The 14982-nt window shown below is 74.8% G+C and carries 12 protein-coding genes; 5 read left to right on the top strand and 7 right to left on the bottom strand.

The window, feature by feature from the left end; all coding sequences use genetic code 11:
- The first annotated feature begins 37 nt into the window (after positions 1 to 37).
- Genes IE332_RS02540 through IE332_RS02550 form a run of 3 tightly spaced genes read left to right on the top strand, consistent with a single transcriptional unit; the run spans position 38 to position 3752 of the window.
- Positions 38 to 1885, top strand: a complete 1848-nt coding sequence (locus IE332_RS02540; RefSeq protein WP_229928232.1) for a phosphate ABC transporter substrate-binding protein PstS — start codon at positions 38 to 40, stop codon at positions 1883 to 1885.
- Positions 1882 to 2796, top strand: coding sequence for a class E sortase (locus IE332_RS02545; RefSeq protein WP_189913365.1), 915 nt, complete (start codon positions 1882 to 1884; stop codon positions 2794 to 2796). Before IE332_RS02540 ends, IE332_RS02545 begins: the two co-directional genes overlap by 4 nt.
- Before the next feature lie 23 nt (positions 2797 to 2819).
- The gene (locus IE332_RS02550) at positions 2820 to 3752 is read left to right on the top strand and encodes a phosphate ABC transporter ATP-binding protein (RefSeq protein WP_189913366.1); all 933 of its coding nucleotides are present in this window, start codon (positions 2820 to 2822) and stop codon (positions 3750 to 3752) included.
- 51 nt (positions 3753 to 3803) lie between these two features.
- Here the strand turns inward: IE332_RS02550 and IE332_RS02555 are convergent, their stop codons facing one another.
- Positions 3804 to 4649 (bottom strand): HAD family hydrolase, encoded by an 846-nt coding sequence (locus tag IE332_RS02555; protein WP_189913367.1) that lies wholly within the window; start codon positions 4647 to 4649, stop codon positions 3804 to 3806.
- A gap of 177 nt (positions 4650 to 4826) precedes the next feature.
- Between IE332_RS02555 and IE332_RS02560 the strand changes: the two genes are divergently transcribed.
- Complete coding sequence (locus IE332_RS02560; RefSeq protein WP_189913368.1) at positions 4827 to 5021, top strand: hypothetical protein; 195 nt, start codon at positions 4827 to 4829, stop codon at positions 5019 to 5021.
- A 95-nt stretch (positions 5022 to 5116) separates the two neighbouring features.
- Here the strand turns inward: IE332_RS02560 and IE332_RS02565 are convergent, their stop codons facing one another.
- From IE332_RS02565 to IE332_RS02575, 3 genes are all read right to left on the bottom strand, one after another.
- A complete protein-coding gene (locus IE332_RS02565) occupies positions 5117 to 7786 on the bottom strand; it encodes a S53 family peptidase (RefSeq protein WP_189913369.1) in 2670 nt (889 codons plus the stop codon).
- Between the two features lie 162 nt (positions 7787 to 7948).
- Positions 7949 to 8341, bottom strand: a complete 393-nt coding sequence (locus IE332_RS02570; protein WP_189913370.1) for a DUF4267 domain-containing protein — start codon at positions 8339 to 8341, stop codon at positions 7949 to 7951.
- Positions 8342 to 8438: 97 nt separating this feature from the next.
- Positions 8439 to 9104, bottom strand: coding sequence for a hemerythrin domain-containing protein (locus tag IE332_RS02575; protein WP_229928233.1), 666 nt, complete (start codon positions 9102 to 9104; stop codon positions 8439 to 8441).
- Positions 9105 to 9197: 93 nt separating this feature from the next.
- Here IE332_RS02575 and IE332_RS02580 point away from each other — a divergent pair, with 93 nt between their 5' ends.
- Positions 9198 to 12626, top strand: a complete 3429-nt coding sequence (locus IE332_RS02580) for an ATP-binding protein (RefSeq protein WP_229928234.1) — start codon at positions 9198 to 9200, stop codon at positions 12624 to 12626.
- 142 nt (positions 12627 to 12768) lie between these two features.
- Here IE332_RS02580 and IE332_RS02585 read toward each other — a convergent pair whose 3' ends face one another.
- The 3 genes from IE332_RS02585 to IE332_RS02595 form a co-directional block, all read right to left on the bottom strand.
- Entirely contained in the window at positions 12769 to 13440 is a 672-nt protein-coding gene (locus IE332_RS02585; protein WP_189913372.1) for a hypothetical protein, read from the bottom strand.
- Positions 13441 to 13535: 95 nt separating this feature from the next.
- Complete coding sequence (locus tag IE332_RS02590) at positions 13536 to 14396, bottom strand: hypothetical protein (protein WP_189913373.1); 861 nt, start codon at positions 14394 to 14396, stop codon at positions 13536 to 13538.
- Complete coding sequence (locus IE332_RS02595) at positions 14393 to 14938, bottom strand: RNA polymerase sigma factor (protein ID WP_189913374.1); 546 nt, start codon at positions 14936 to 14938, stop codon at positions 14393 to 14395. Before IE332_RS02595 ends, IE332_RS02590 begins: the two co-directional genes overlap by 4 nt.
- Positions 14939 to 14982: the final 44 nt, after the last annotated feature.

Below are 14982 nucleotides of genomic sequence, written 5' to 3' on the forward strand. Positions count from 1 at the left end.
GTCCCGTCCAACCACCCTCCGTACCAGAGGAGTTCACATGTTCCGGGAGGCCGCAAGGCGCTCCATGGCCCGGCTGCTGGCGGGGACGATGTCCCTGTCGCTCGCCACGGCCTCCCTGCTGCTCGGGCAGACCCCGGCCCACGCGGCCTCCGTCTCGCTGAGCGCGGACGGCTCCAGCTGGGCCGGCCCCGCGATCGACCAGTGGCGGCAGGACGTGTCGCCGCAGGGCATCCAGATCAACTTCAACCCGGTCGGCTCGGCGGCCGGCCGCACCCAGTGGTCGATCGGACAGGACGACTTCACCGCCTCCGACGTGCCGTTCCGCTCCGCGCCGGACACCGGCCTCGGGCAGAACGGCCACGCGAACGGCGGCGGCGACCGGGAGAACCCGGTCTACGGCTTCTCCTACGTCCCGATCACCGCGGGTGGCACCACCTTCATGTACAACCTGGTGGTCGGCGGCAAGCAGGTCCGCGACCTGCGGCTGTCCCCGCAGACCATCGTGGACATCTTCACCAACAAGATCACCAACTGGAACGACCCGAAGATCACCGCCGACTACGGCAAGGCCCTGCCCAACCTGCAGATCACCCCGGTGATCCGCTCCGACGGCTCCGGCGCCACCGCGCAGTTCACCCGCTGGATGGAACACACCCACAAGGACCAGTGGGACGCCTACTGCAAGTCGGTCAACGGCGTCAGCTGCGGCGACTACACCGAGTTCTTCCCGCCCTCCGGCCGGATGACCGCCCAGAACGGCTCCGACGTGGTGGCCGGCTACATCAAGTCCCCCGGCAACCAGGGCACCATCGGCTACGACGAGTACGCCTTCGCCAAGCGCAGCAACTGGCCGGTCGTGAAGGTGCTCAACGCGGCCGGCTACTACTCGCTGCCGACCGCCTCCAACGTCGCCGTCGCGCTCACCGCCGCCAGGATCCGCGGCGTGGACGACGGCACCCCGGCGGACGACCCGAACTACCTCCAGCAGAACCTCGACGGCGTCTACAGCATGAACGACCCGCGGGCGTACCCGATCTCCAGCTACAGCTACCTGATCGTGCCGCGCGCCGGAGCGGCGCAGCCCCCGCCGCCGCGCTTCAACAACGACAAGGGCTCCGCGCTCAGCCGCTTCCTCTCCTACGTGCTGTGCGAGGGCCAGGGCAAGGCGGACGACCTCGGGTACTCGCCGATCCCGCGCGGCCTGGTCCGCGGCGGACTGCTGCAGACCAAGTCCATCCCCGGCAACGCCAGCCCGGTCGACCCCAACACCCTCTCCAACTGCGCCAACCCGACCTTCAACGCGGCCGGCGAGCTGACCGTCCTCAAGAACGCCCCGATGCCCAGCGAGTGCGACAAGCTGGGCGCCCCGCTCAACTGCGTGGTGCAGGGCGGCAAGGCGACGCCGGCCGGCTCCGGCAGCGGCGCGGGCTCCGGCGGTGCCGGTGGCTCGGGCGGGTCCGGCGGCACCGGTGGTGCGGCGGGCGGTTCCGGCGGCACCGGCGGCTCGGGCGGATCCGGCGGCGGCACCGGGAACGGCGGCGGCACGGGCGGTGCCGGCACGGGCGGCACCGGTGGGGCCGACGGCGCGGCCGGCGGCGACCCGAACGCGGCCGGCGCCGGCGGTGCCGGTGACCCGAACGCGGCCGGCGACGCCGGTGACGGCGCCGGGGACGTGATCGACCCGCAGACCGGCCAGGTGGTCGCCCGCGGCCGCGGCGCCGCCGCCACCGAGGTGGCGGCCAACGTGGTCGAGGTCAGCGGCAAGCCCGAGGACTGGACGCTGTCCACCCTCACCGCGCTCGAACTGCTCGCCGTGGTGCTCGTCCCGCCGCTGCTCGGGCGGCGCCTGCTGCGCCGCCGCAACGGCTCGGGCGGCACCTCGTGACCGCCCCGGTGCTGGAGAAGCCGGCCGGGCGGCCGGCGCCGACCGCCGCGCCGGAGCCCACGGCCGACGGGCCGGCGCCCGCCCGGCCCGCCGTCCCGCCCGGGCGGCGGCGGTTCCTCCAGGGCGCCTGGGCGGTCAGCCTGGCGGCCGCGCTGGTACTGGGCTTCGTCGGCTACCTGTTCACGCTCTCGCACGTGCAGGAGCGGCACTACCAGTCCACCGCCTACAAGACCTTCCGGGACCAGCTGGCCCGGGCCGTCGCCCCGACCGGCGCGGCCGCCGACGGCGACCCGGTGGCGCTGCTGGACATCCCGGCGATCGGCCTGCACCAGGCCGTCGTGGTCGAGGGCACCACCGGCCGGGACCTGATGCGCGGCCCCGGCCACCGCCGGGACACCGCGCTGCCCGGCCAGCGCGGCGTCGCGGTGGTCTTCGGCCGCGGCGCCACCTTCGGCGCCCCGTTCGCCGAGCTGTCCAAGCTGCGGGTCGGCGACAAGATCGAAGCCACCACCGGGCAGGGCAGGTTCACCTACACCGTCAACGTGTACGGCGACGGCGACCACCCGATCGCCGACCCGGCCCGCAACCGGATGGTGCTGGTCACCGGGGACTCCGACTGGATCCCCGGCTCCACCGTCATGATCGGCGCCCGGCTGGAGGGCGAACCCGAGCAGAACCCCGGCGGCCGGCCCGCGACCGTCCCGTACGACAAGGCGCTGGCCGCCGACAAGGGCGCGCTGGCCACCCTGCAGCTGTGGTCGCTCGCCCTGCTGGGCGCGGTGCTCGGCGCGCTGGTGCTGGCCCGGTACTGGCGGCGCTCGGCCGCCTACCTGAGCCTCGCGCCGGTGGTCGGCGCGCTGCTCTGGGCGGTCTACGAGAACGCCGCCGCCCTGCTGCCCAACCTCTACTGACGCGCGCCCGGAGGACCGTACCGATGACCGACGCACCACTGAGCTCTGCCCCGCCGGCCGACGCCCCGCTGGCCGGCCCCTCGCCGGCCGACCCCGTCGCCGACACCATCACCCTCCCCCCGGTCGCCCCCGCCCCGTACGCCGACCCGCGGCACCCGCAGGGCCACCCCGGCGGGGGGTCGCTGGCCGGCCTGGAGACCCGGGACGTCTCCGCCTGGTTCGGCACCCGCAAGGTGCTGGAGCGGGTCTCGCTGGCGATGCCGGCCGGCGGGGTCACCGCGCTGATCGGCCCGTCCGGCTGCGGCAAGTCCACCTACCTGCGGATCCTCAACCGGATGCACGAGATGGTGCGCGGCGCCGCCCTCGCCGGCGAGGTGCTGCTGGACGGCGACGACGTCTACCGGCCCGGCCGGCGCCCCGCCGAGGTGCGGCGCCGGATCGGCATGGTGTTCCAGCGGCCCAACCCCTTCCCGGCGATGTCCATCCAGGACAACGTCGCCAGCGGGCTCAAGCTGGCCGGGATCAAGGTCTCCAAGGAGGAGCGCCGGGACCTCGTGGAGACCAGCCTGCGCCGGGCCGGGCTCTGGGACGAGGTCTCCACCCGGCTGCACACCCCGGGCGGCGCGCTCTCCGGCGGCCAGCAGCAACGCCTGTGCATCGCACGGTCGTTGGCCGTCTCTCCGGACATCCTGCTGATGGACGAGCCGTGCTCCGCGCTCGACCCGACCTCCACCCGCCGGGTCGAGGAGACCATCGCCGAACTGCGGGGGCGGCTCACCATCGTCATCGTCACCCACAACATGCAGCAGGCCCAGCGTGTCTCGCAGAGCTGCGCGTTCTTCCTGGCCACCCACGACACCCCGGGCCGGATCGTCGAGGCCGGGCCGACCGAGCAGATCTTCGGCAGCCCGCGCGACCAGCGGACCTCGGACTACGTCAACGGCCGCTTCGGATAAGGCGGTTGCCGCAACCTGTCGGAGTTGCGGCCGGGGGAGCTAGCGGCCCGGTCAGCCGAGGCCGAGCAGCTCCTCCAGGACTGCCGCGACGCCGTCCTGCTCGTTGCTCACCGTGTGCAGCGGCACCGCCGCCAGCACCTGCGGGTGGGCGTTGGCGACGGCGTACGCGGTGCCGGCCCAGGCCAGCATCTCCAGGTCGTTCGGCATGTCGCCGAAGGCCACCACCTCGCCGCGGTCGATCCCGTGCCCGGCGCACCAGCGGGCCAGCGTGCTGGCCTTGGTGACGCCGGGCGCGCTGATCTCCAGCAGCGGGATCGGCGCCGAGCGGGTGATCTCCGCCAGGTGCCCGGCGGCCGACCGGGCCTCGGTGAGGAAGGTGTCCGGGTCGAGCTCCGGATGCTTGGCCAGCAGCTTGAACAGGCCCCGGACCGGTCCGCCGGCCCCCAGCAGCTCCTCCGCCGGGCCGATCGCGTGCTCCAGGTCGTCGCCCCACATCGGCACCACGTAGTCGGGCTCGCGGGCCCAGCCGTCCGGGTACTCGAAGGCGAACGCCGTCCCGGGCAGCTTGGCCCGCAGCACCTCGACCACCGCCAGCGTGGTCTCCACCGGCAGCGGGAACGACTCCAGCAGCTCCCCGCGCCGCACGTCCACCACCGCGCCGCCGTTCGAGCAGATCGCCACCCCGTGGCCGCCGATGTGCGGGCTCACCTGCTGCATCCAGCGCGGCGGCCGCCCGGTCACGAACACCACCTGCACCCCGGCCGCCTCGGCCGCCGCCAGCGCCGCGGCGGTGCGGTCGGTCACGGTGCCGCCGGAGCAGAGCAGGGTGCCGTCCAGGTCGGTGGCGATCAGGCGGGGAGCGGTACGGGGTTCGGTCACCGGTCCATCTTCGCCCATCGGCGCCGCCGGGTCACCGGCACGGTCGGGGACCGGCCGAGGGTCCGCGCCGGGCGCCGGGCGGGGCCGATCCGGCCCTTCGTGCGCCGTTTCCGGCCGAACCGCCCCGGCCCGGGGTGTCCCGGCCCCGTACGGCGGGCAGGACTGCCCACGGCCACCCCGTCGGCAGGAAGAGCCATGCCCACTCGCCAGCTCCGTGCCCAGCCGCCCCCGACCGCCCGCCCCGGCCCCGGCTCCGGCGGCCCGGACGCGACCGACACCTCACGCGACCCGGTCCTGCTCGGTGACGTCCTCTTCCACACCCTCGCGGACCTCGCCCGCCGCACCGAGGCCCCCGCCCTCCCGGCCCAGCGCACCCGCCCGCACCCGTAGCGGCGTGGTGATCGGCACCGGGAACGCCGAGGGCCTCCCGGCAGCTCGCGGTGCGAGCTCCCGGGAGGCCCCTTTCACGGATGCCGGGCGGTGTCCTAGCGGAGCGCCAGCGACAGGGCCGTCGCGTTGTAGCTGTTGACGGGCAGCGCCGCGTCGTACCAGACGCCACCGGCGCTGTGCACCTCGTGCACCTGGTTGTCCTCGACCGCCTCGATGACGCGCTCGCCGGCCTTGGTGATCTTCGCCGACAGGGCGGTGATGCCCGTGACGCCGGGGATCACGCCGTCGTGCCAGCCGTCGGAGGCGCTGTAGACCTCGTGCAGCTGGTTGTTCTTGACGCCCGCGATGACGCGGTCACCGTTGCCGTTGAAGTTGAAGCTGAGCGCGGTGATGCCGCCCAGGCCCGGGATCACGCCGTCGTGCCAGCCGTCGGCCGCGCTGTAGACCTCGTGCAGCTCGCCGCCCTTGATGGCCTCGATGACGCGGGCGCCGGAGGGGCTGTAGGAGAAGCTGAGCGCGGTGATGCCGTCCAGACCGGGGATCACGCCGTCGTGCCAGCCGTCCGGCGCGCTGTACACCTCGTGCAGCTGGCCGTTCTTGATGGCCTCGATGACGCGGTCGCCCGAGGGGCTGTAGGAGAAGCTCATCGCGGTGATGCCGTCCAGGCCCGGGATCACGCCGTCGTGCCAGCCGGTGGCGTCGGTGTAGATCTCGTGCAGCTGGCCGTTCTCGATCGCCTCGATCACCCGCGCTCCGGAGGAGTTGTAGGTGAAGCTCAGCGCGCTGACGCCGGTGACGCCGGGGACGATGCCGTCGTGCCAGCCGGTGCCGTCGGTGTAGACCTCGTGCAGCTGGCCGTTCTCGGCGACCTCGATGGTCCGGTTGGTGCCGGAGGCCGGCGGGCAGAGCAGGCCCATCACCTTGCGGGCGTCGGGGGTGCCCATGCCGGTGGCCATGTCGTAGCCGGAGCCGGCCTGGTACAGGCCGCCCTGGATGCCGATGTCGTTGTTGCCGGAGGTGACGTCCCGGAGCGGGTTGAGGCCGTTCTTCGCGGCCCAGTAGAACGCCGGGGCGATGAAGCCGACCCGGTCGGAGCAGCTGCCCGGGCCGTTCTGGTGCGCCACGATGGCGGCCCAGAGCGGGGCGGAGGCGCTGGTGCCGCCGAGGATCGTCCAGGTGTTGGCACCGGTGGCGATCATGTAGCCGGTCGACGGGTCGGCGTCGGCGGCCACGTCGGGGACCTGGCGGCAGGCGGTGCCGGCCGCGGCCTGGCAGTTGGTGGTGGTGTACCCGGGGCCGGTGAAGCCGGCCTGGTACGAGCCGTTGCTGCCGAGCGACCAGCGGGAGACGCCGCCGCCGCTCGCACCGCCGTGGCTGTTCCACACCGACTCGGAGATGGTGCCGGTGGTGTCGCGCAGGGTGGTGCCGCCGACACCGGTGACGTACGGCTGGCTGGCCGGGTCGGAGGTGCTCAGCGCGTTGGTGATGTTCGTCGGCGCGCCGGCGTTCTTCAGGTAGTTGCAGCCGCTGGAGCCGTCGTCACCGGAGGCCGCCAGCACGGTCTGGCCCTGCGTCGCGGCCTGGACGAAGATGTCCGACTCCGCCTGCAGGTCGCTGGTGGCCATCACCTGGTCGCAGACGCCCCAGCTGGTGGTGACCACCTGGGCGAGGTTGTCCGTGACGATCTTGCGGTAGGTGTTCTGGATGTCCGCCTGGGTGGCCTTCGCGGCGTCCGGGCCCTGGTAGACCAGCACGTTCGCGCGGGGCGCGAGACCGATGACGGTGTCGAGGTCCAGCGCCGTCTCGACGCCGACGCCGGTGTCGGTCGGCGCGGCCTGGACACCCGCGTTGACCTTGACCCGCTGCACCGAGGCGTTGGTGCCGACGCAGGACTGGTAGGTGTTCAGCGCCGCGTCGGAGTACTCCTCCAGCGCGAAGACGGCGACCGTCGTGCCGGCGCCCCCGTCGGCCATCGGCTCCAGGCCGTAGGCGCTGGCGAGCATGTGGGGGCTGAAGTAGTCGTGGGCGTCGACCTTGCCCGGGAACTGCGACGTCGCGCCCGCGCACAGCGCGGGGTAGTTCATGGGCATCCCGGTGCCGTTCGGCACGGGAGCGGTGAGCGGGCCGGGCTTGCCGGTGGCCCCGACCACGTGGTTGCTGTGCGCCTGGGCCAGCGTGTTGAAGCCGACGACGCCGGTGATCGCCCCGGCCACGTCGGAACGCACCGAGGGGGCCGTGGTGTTCAGGAATCCGGTCCGGCCGTCGGCCGTCCGGTAACCGGCCAGGTCCACGTCGAAGGCCTGCTTGGCCTGGGCGACGGTGGTGGAGACCGGGATGGTCAGGCCGTCGTCCTCGACGCCCCCCGGCTTCAGACCCTGGGCCGTCAGAGCCTGCTTGACCTTGGCGACGGTGGCCTGGTCGGCACCGAAGCGCTGCGCGAACTCACCGGTCTTCAGGAAGCGGTGGTACAGCGGCGAGGTCTTGTCGGTCACCGCCGCGGCGAGCGCCTTGGCACCGGCCTCGTCGCGGGGCTTCAGGTGCACGCTCAGCTGCACCGGGGTGTCGTCCGCCGGGGCGCCGGTCTTGACGGCGTCGCTCGGCGCGGTCGGCACGGTGCCGACGCGCTGGGTCGTCGGTGCGTCGGCCTGAGCCGCCGGCAGGCCCGCGCAGGTGACCAGGGCAGCGGTGGCTATGGCCAGGATGGCCGTCCTGGACAGCGGATTCGCCGTCCAGGACAACCGGGCGTGTGGCGTCGGATGGGACATCCGCGCTCCCCCCAATTTGATGATCCGATGGACTCTCGAACGACAGTCCGACGGGTGTTCTATCAGGCCCTGCCGACAGCTCCGAAATCAATTACCCGCACCGCTCCGACCAGGGGTCGGCGGTCCTTCCCCGGACCGTCCGCGGTCGCGTGCACCGCCCGCTCAGGCGGCGGCCGGGGCGGGGCGCTCGCGCAGGAGGAGGACGGCGTTCAGGGCGACCGCCGCGGCGGTGAGGCCGTGCACGCCGAACGCGGTGGCGGCAGACCCGTGGTTGCCCAGGACCGTCAGCATGTCGGTGACGGGCGCGAAGGTGAGCCCCAGCAGCATCCAGCCGGCGGCCCTGCGGTGACCGGTCAGCAGGAGGGCGAGGAGGCCCAGGCCGGTCGCGACGTCGCGCCCGCCCTTGACGGTGAGGAAGCCCGTGCCCTCGTGCCGCGGCCAGCTCGGCAGGCCGAATCCGGCCGCGGACCCCTGGGGGTCCAGCAGGTAGATGACGCCGATGTACAGGACGAACAGGACGCTCAGGACGGTGAGGACGGTGGTGAAGCGCTTCATGGCTTTCCTGTCTTTCAGTGCGGAGGGGTTGGTCCGGGCGGAGGGGCGGTCGGGGCGGTTCGGGCGGGGGCGGTCGGGGCGGTTCGGGCGGGGGCGGTCAGCCGCGGACACGGCGGGTGGCGCGGGCGTACCGCGCGCGGCCGACGGCGTGCCAGAGCAGTCGGGCGGGGAGCGGCAGGCCGCCGAGGAGCGCCGAGCGTTCGGCCGGACCGGCCTCCTCCAGGACCATGCCGAGGAAGAACAGCAGCTTGGGCTTGGGCGTGTGGGCCAGGAAGTGCTCGCCCATCGCGTTCCACTCGTGCGGCCACAAGTGCCGTGCCGCGAGCGGGAGCAGCGAGGTCTCCTCCTCGTCCAGGTGCTCGACGAGGACCGCGTGGTGCTCGGCGAGGGCAGCCGTGAGCGTGTCGCGTTCCGCCTCTCCGGCCGCCGGCTCCCAGGCGGCCAGGGCGGTGCCGGCCGCCGCGAGGGTGGCGGCGACGCGTTCGTGCTGGGCCTCCATCCGCAGGACGAGGTCGGCTTCGAGGTCGACCCTGGCCAGCAGGGGAGGCCACAGGAACGCGTCCTCGCCGTGGTGGTGGTTGGTCAGGCCGAGCCGGTAGTCGCGGAAGTGGTCCGCCAGCACGCGGGCGCGGGCGGTGTCCCCGGGGGCCACGGCGGCGACCAGCTCGACCAGCAGTCGTGACTCGCGGCGCAGGCCGCGGTGGACGACCACCATCTCCCGGGTGTTCGGGCGGTTCTGTACGGGTGCGTTCTCGGTGTCCATGCGAGAAGGCTCGCCAGGGGCTCCTGGAGGGCGTTTGGAAGCGACTTGGAGGAAGGCCGTCCGGCGGCGGGCGGGCCGTCTACGATGTGCCCGGTGACGGTCTCCCTACGCGTGCTCGGCTCCTTCGCGGCCGAGTGGAACGGCGGCCCCGTCCCGCTCGGCGGCCGGCGGCAGCGCGCGGTCCTGGCCCGGCTGGCGGTGGCACGCGGCGCGGTCGTCTCGGTCGACCGGCTGGTCGAGGAGATCTGGCAAGGAGCCCCGCCCGCACGGGCGGTGACCTCGCTCCAGGCGTACGTGTCGAACCTGCGACGGCTGCTCGAGCCCGGCAGGGCACCGCGCACTCCGGCCACCCTGCTGGTCAGCGCACCGCCCGGGTACGCGCTGCGCCTGCCCGAAGGCGCCGTCGACGCCTGGCGGTTCGAGCGGCTGCTGCGCGAGGCGCGCGAAGTCCCGCCGTGGCGGCCGGAGACCGCGCGGAGCCTGCTCGGCGAGGCGCTGTCGCTGTGGCGGGGCACGGCGTACGCCGAGTTCGTCGACGACTCCTGGGCCCGGGCCGAGGTCGCCCGGCTGGACGAGCTGCGGCTGGTCGCACGCGAGCTGAACGTGGTCGCCGGACTGAGGTCGGCGGATGCCGCGGTGACCGTTCCCGAGGCCGAACTGCTCACCCTCGACGAGCCGTTGCGGGAGGAGGGCTGGCGGCTGCACGCGCTGGCGCTGTGGGCGGAGGGCCGGCAGGCCGACGCGCTGGCGACGCTGCGCCGGGCCCGCGCGGTCCTGGCGGCCGAGGTGGGCCTCGACCCGGGGCCCGCGCTGAGCGGGCTCGAAGCGGCCGTCCTGGGCGGTCGCACCGAGGTGCTGCGGGCCGCGACGGAGGTTCCCCGGCACCGGCCGCCGACCCGGCCCGACGTCCGGAGCGCCCCGGCCCCGGCGGACCGGCCCGCCACCGAGGCGCACCCCGCCACCGAGACGAGCCCTGCCGCCGACACCCGCACCGCCACCGACACCCGCCGACCCGCCACCGACACCCGCCCGTTCGTCGGCCGCGACGCCGAGCTCGCCCGGCTGGTGGAGGCCGCCGGCCGGGCGGCCACCGCCGGGCCCGGGGTCGCGCTGGTCACCGGAGAGGCGGGCCTGGGGAAGTCGGAGCTGCTGGAGCGGTTCGGCGAGCGGCTCCGTGGAGACGGCTGGCTGGTCGCCGTCGGCCACGCCACCGACGACGAGGGCGCGCCACCCGCGTGGCCCTGGGTGGCGGCACTGCGGACGATCGCCGCCGCCGTGCCGCCGCCGGCCGGGTCCGCCGAGGTCCTGGCCCCGCTGCTCTCCGACCGCGCGTCCGGCCGGGGCCCCGACGAGGACGTGGCCGCCGGCCGGTTCCGTCTGAACCGCGCGGTGTCGCGGTGGCTCGCGGCGGTGGCCCGCGAACGGCCGCTGGCCGTGCTGCTGGACGACCTGCACTGGGCCGACGCCGAGACGCTCGCCCTGCTGACCGGCCTGACCGACCTGCCCCAGGGGACACCGGTCCTGGTCGTGGCCGCCTACCGTCCGAACGAGGTCGAGGGCCCGCTCGCGGACCAGCTCGCCGTGCTCGCCGGGCGCTCCCCGCTGCGGCTGCCGCTGCCGGGGCTGCCCGGGCCGGCCGTCGCCGAGGTGATCAAGGCCGCCGGTGCCGGGCCGGTGGACGCCGGAACGGTCGCCGCGCTCGCCGAACGCACCGGCGGCAACCCCTTCTACGTGTGGGAGAGCGCCCGGCTGCTGGGCAGCGAAGGCGCGTTGGTCGCCCTGTCCGAGGTGCCGGAGGGGGTACGGGACGTGGTGCGCCGCCGGCTCGGGCGCCTCCCCGAGGCGGTGGTGGCAGTGCTCCGGCTGGCCGCCGTCGTCGGGCGCGAGGCGGACGTCGAGCTGCTGGTCGGCGCCGCGGACACCGACGAGGACGGGGTCCTGGGCGGGCTGGACGCCGGCCTGGTCGCCGGACTGCTGACCGAGCCCGCCCCCGGCCGCGTCCGGTTCACCCACGCGCTGGTGCGCGACACGCTGCTCGCCGATCTGAGCGGCCTGCGGGCCAGGCGGATGCACGGGCGGATCGCGGCCGGTCTGGAGCGGCTCGGTTCGAGCGACGTGTCCGCGCTGGCCCACCACTTCGCGAGGTCGGCGGCTTCAGCCACGGCTGCCCAGGGCGTGCACTACTGCCTGCGCGCGGCCGACCTGGCGGCCGCCAGGTACGCCCACGACGCGGCGGCCGATCTGCTCGCGGCCGCGCTGGACTGCTTCGACCGGACCCCGGCCGGCCCGTCGGAGGACCGGGAGGCGGAACGCGTCGACCTGCTGGGCAGGCTGCTGCGCGCCCAGGTGCGGGCCGGGGCGGTCATGTCCGCCCGCGCGACCCGGCAGCGGGCGATCGACTGCGCGGTCGGCACCGGCCGCAGCGAGCTGCTGATCCGCGCGCTCACCGCCTGGTCCGAGCCCACGCCGTGGCAGACCCGGCCGTACGGCGCGGTCGACGAGCCCGTGGTCGCGCTGCTCGGCCGGTCCCTGGACCTGCCGGACCTGGCACCCGCCGCCCGGTGCGGGCTGCTGCTCGCCTACTGCGCCGAACTGTCCGACGAGCGGAACCCGCGGGTGCGGGCCGCGGCCGAGGAAGCCGTCGGACTCGCGACGGCCCTGGGGGACCCCGGCCTTCGCGCGCGGGCGCTCGCGGCGCTGCTCCGCGAACTCGACACCGAGCTCGACACCGAGCGCGAGGGCGGCGAGCTCGCGCCGCGGAGCGAGGAGCTCGTCCGGCTCGCCACCGAGCACGACCTGCCGGCCTTCCGCTGGTTCGGCCTGCTCAGCCTGTCGACCGCCGCCGCAGCCGCAGGCGACGTCGCCGCCGCGTACGCCCACATCGACACCTGCGTCGAACTGGCCCGGACCTACCGGATGCCGGGGCCCGTCGTGGTCGGTCAGACCGCGCTGGCGACCCGGGCGCTGATCGAAGGGCGCGCCGAGGACGCCGAGGAGCTGTACGCCGAGGCCACCGCCGGAATGGCCAGGCAGGGCTCTCCGCACGCCGACGGCTTCCTGCAGGTCGCGCTGGCGACGATCCGGGCCGCGCAGGGACGGCTCGGCGAGTTCGTCCCGCAGGCCCGGCGGCTGACCGAGGAGTTCGGCCCGCTGGTGGCGGACCTGCTCGCGGCGGCCCTGTGCGCCGCCGGCCGGCCGGACGAGGCCCGCGCCGTCCTGGCCCGGGTCGGGCCGCTGCGCACCGACTACCTCCTCACGGTCCTCGCGACCTTCCGCGCGATGGCCGTGGTGGCGCTCGGCGAGCGGCAGCGGGCCGACGAGCTGTACGCCACCCTGCTCCCCCACCGTGACGCGCCGCCGCCCGCCGCGGGCTTCACCCTGGCGATCCGCCCGGTCGCGTACACCCTCGGCGAGCTCGCCCGCCTGCTCGGCCGCGACGCCGAGGCCGCCGCGCATTTCGCGCATGCCGCCACCGTCGCCGACCGGTGGGGCACCGCCCTGGGGCGCGGCGTCAGCGGCTGACCGGAAGGGCACGCCCGTGACCTCGGTCAAGCCTCGTTCGCCCGTCGCCCGTCGCCCGTCACCCGTCGCCCCTGGGCGGGCGAGCCGCTTCGGCGTCCGGGGCCGGCTCCGCCCGGCGGTGCGGGCGGAGCGGGGCCGCCGTTCAGGAGGCGAGGCGCTTCAGTGCCGCGGTGGCGGTGCCTTCGACGGAGGCAGTCTGGCCGGGGACCTCGACGATGGCGACCTTGGTGCCGCTGCGCAGGACCGCGACCCCGCCGGCGGCGGCGCCGTCGCCGTTGTAGGCCGGGTACCAGCGGGCGGTGCCGCCGGTGACGGTCAGGGTGTGGGCCGCGCCGTAGTGCCAGTGGCCGGCGGGCTCGTCCTGGCAGTCCTCGACGAGCGCGACGAGCTGCTTCTCCCAGGCGGCGGCGGTGGACCCGGTGGGGGCGCTCGCGGCGGACTCCCTCAGCATGCCGTGGTTGTCGAGGGTCCAGTTCACGGACGCGTACGCGGTGGCCTGGCCCTTGGTCAGGTCGCGCATCGTCGCCTCGCCGGAGCACGCGGACAGCGCCTCGCGTCCGGCCAGCTCGACGGTCGCGCCGACCGGGTTCAGGCCCTGCGGGATGTCCTCGCTCTGGACGAGGCGGGCGGAGCCGAGTCCGGGCGCGGTGGCCGCGGCCGGGCGGGCGGCGGCCGCGTCGCGCTGCGCGGACCCGTCGGCGGCGGCCGACTGGGTGCCGACGACGCCGGCCGTGATCAGTGCGGCGGCGAAGCAGGCCGCGGCGGCGAGCCGGTTGCGGCGGACGGACTTCTGGACGGTCTGGTTCTCGGTCATCTGGTCCCCCTGTTGGTCGGGACGCCTGCTGCGTCCTCGTACAACTGGGGAGATGCCGCCGCCGGAGGGAAAGTCGGAGCCCCTGACCGGCTGTTTCACAGCTGTGACAGAGCGGTCCTGACGACGCGGTCCATCGCGGCCGTCCCCAGGCAGGCCTCCACCTCCAGCACCCCGTAGTGGCTGCCGCTGCGCAGTACGGCGATGCCGCCGCAGGGTTCCTTGCCCTCGGGCGCGGTGCCGGTGGTGTTGAGCGATCCCTGGTACATGCCCATCCATCGCGCGGTGACGTCCGGGCCGAGCTGCAGCGTCGTGGTCTTTCCGTAGACCCAGTGCCCTGGTGTCGACTCCTGGCAGGGCACCTCCTCCAGCAGCAGGCGTTCGCTGTAGTTCTGCGCCAGGGAAGGGCTCTGGGCCTCGGCGGCGACCTCGCGGGCGACCTGGCCGCCGCTCTCGCCGGCCACGGTGGGGTCGTCCGGGCTGCTGCGGCTGGTGATCAGTCCGCGGAAGTGGGCGCCGCGCCCGCCCAGGGTCTGGGTGAGGGTCTTCTCGCCGGTGCAGGCCGCGTTGGCGTAGTTCCCGTCGCCGTACCGGTCGGTGACGTGGATCCGCTCGACGCCGACGTCCGGGCCGAAGGCCGCGGGCTCCAGCAGGTTCGCGGCCGTCACCGGCCCGGTCGCACCGGTCGCACCGGTCGGTGAGGCGGAGCCGGAGCCGGAGGCCGAGGACGCGGGCGTCGGGACGGACCCGCCGGGCGTCGCGGGAGCGGACGCGCTCTGGGACGCCCCGCTGACCGCGGCACCCGATGGTGCCGCCGGGTGCGCGGTGGTTCCGGGGGGCGCCGGCAGGACGAACCGGCCGGCCGCCAGCCCGAGCGCGGAGGCTGCCACCAGGGCGGCGACGGCGGACCGGGGCCGGACGACGACGCGGCCGCCGCCCGCCGCAGGACGGCCGGTCACAGACCGGTGACCAGGCGCTCGCGCATGAAGCTGCGGGCCTTGTGGATGCGGTCCTTGACGGTGCTCAACGGGGCGTCCAGCATCTCGGCCACCTGGATGTAGGTCAGGTCGCCGAGGTCGCGCAGCACGAAGGCCTCCACCACGGCGGGGTGCCGCTGCTCCAGCGCGGCCAGCGCCTCCATCACGTCGAGCCGGGTCCCGGCGATGACGCTGGTGGTGCGCGGGTCGACGGACTCGGGGAGGTCGTCGTGGCTGTCCTCGGCGCGCCGGCGCATCGAGCGGTAGGTGGACCGGGCGGCGTTCGAGGCGATCACCGTCACCCAGCCCAGGAAGGAGCCGCGGCCGCCGTACTCGCCCAGGTGCCTGCTGATGGACAGCAGCGCGTCCTGCGCGGCCTCCTCCGCGTCGGCGTGGTGGGGCAGGAAGCGCGAGCAGCGGCGCAGCACCACCGGCCGCAGCTTGGCCAGCAGGTGCTCCATCGCCGCCGGGTCCCCCGCCTGAGCGGTCGCCACGAGCCGTTCCAACTCGGCCTCTTCGAACATCCGGATCCCCCCGTTTCGTCCCGCCCGGCACCCCGCCCGTCGAG

This window comes from Kitasatospora xanthocidica (genome assembly GCF_014656195.1).
Classification (GTDB): domain Bacteria; phylum Actinomycetota; class Actinomycetes; order Streptomycetales; family Streptomycetaceae; genus Kitasatospora; species Kitasatospora xanthocidica.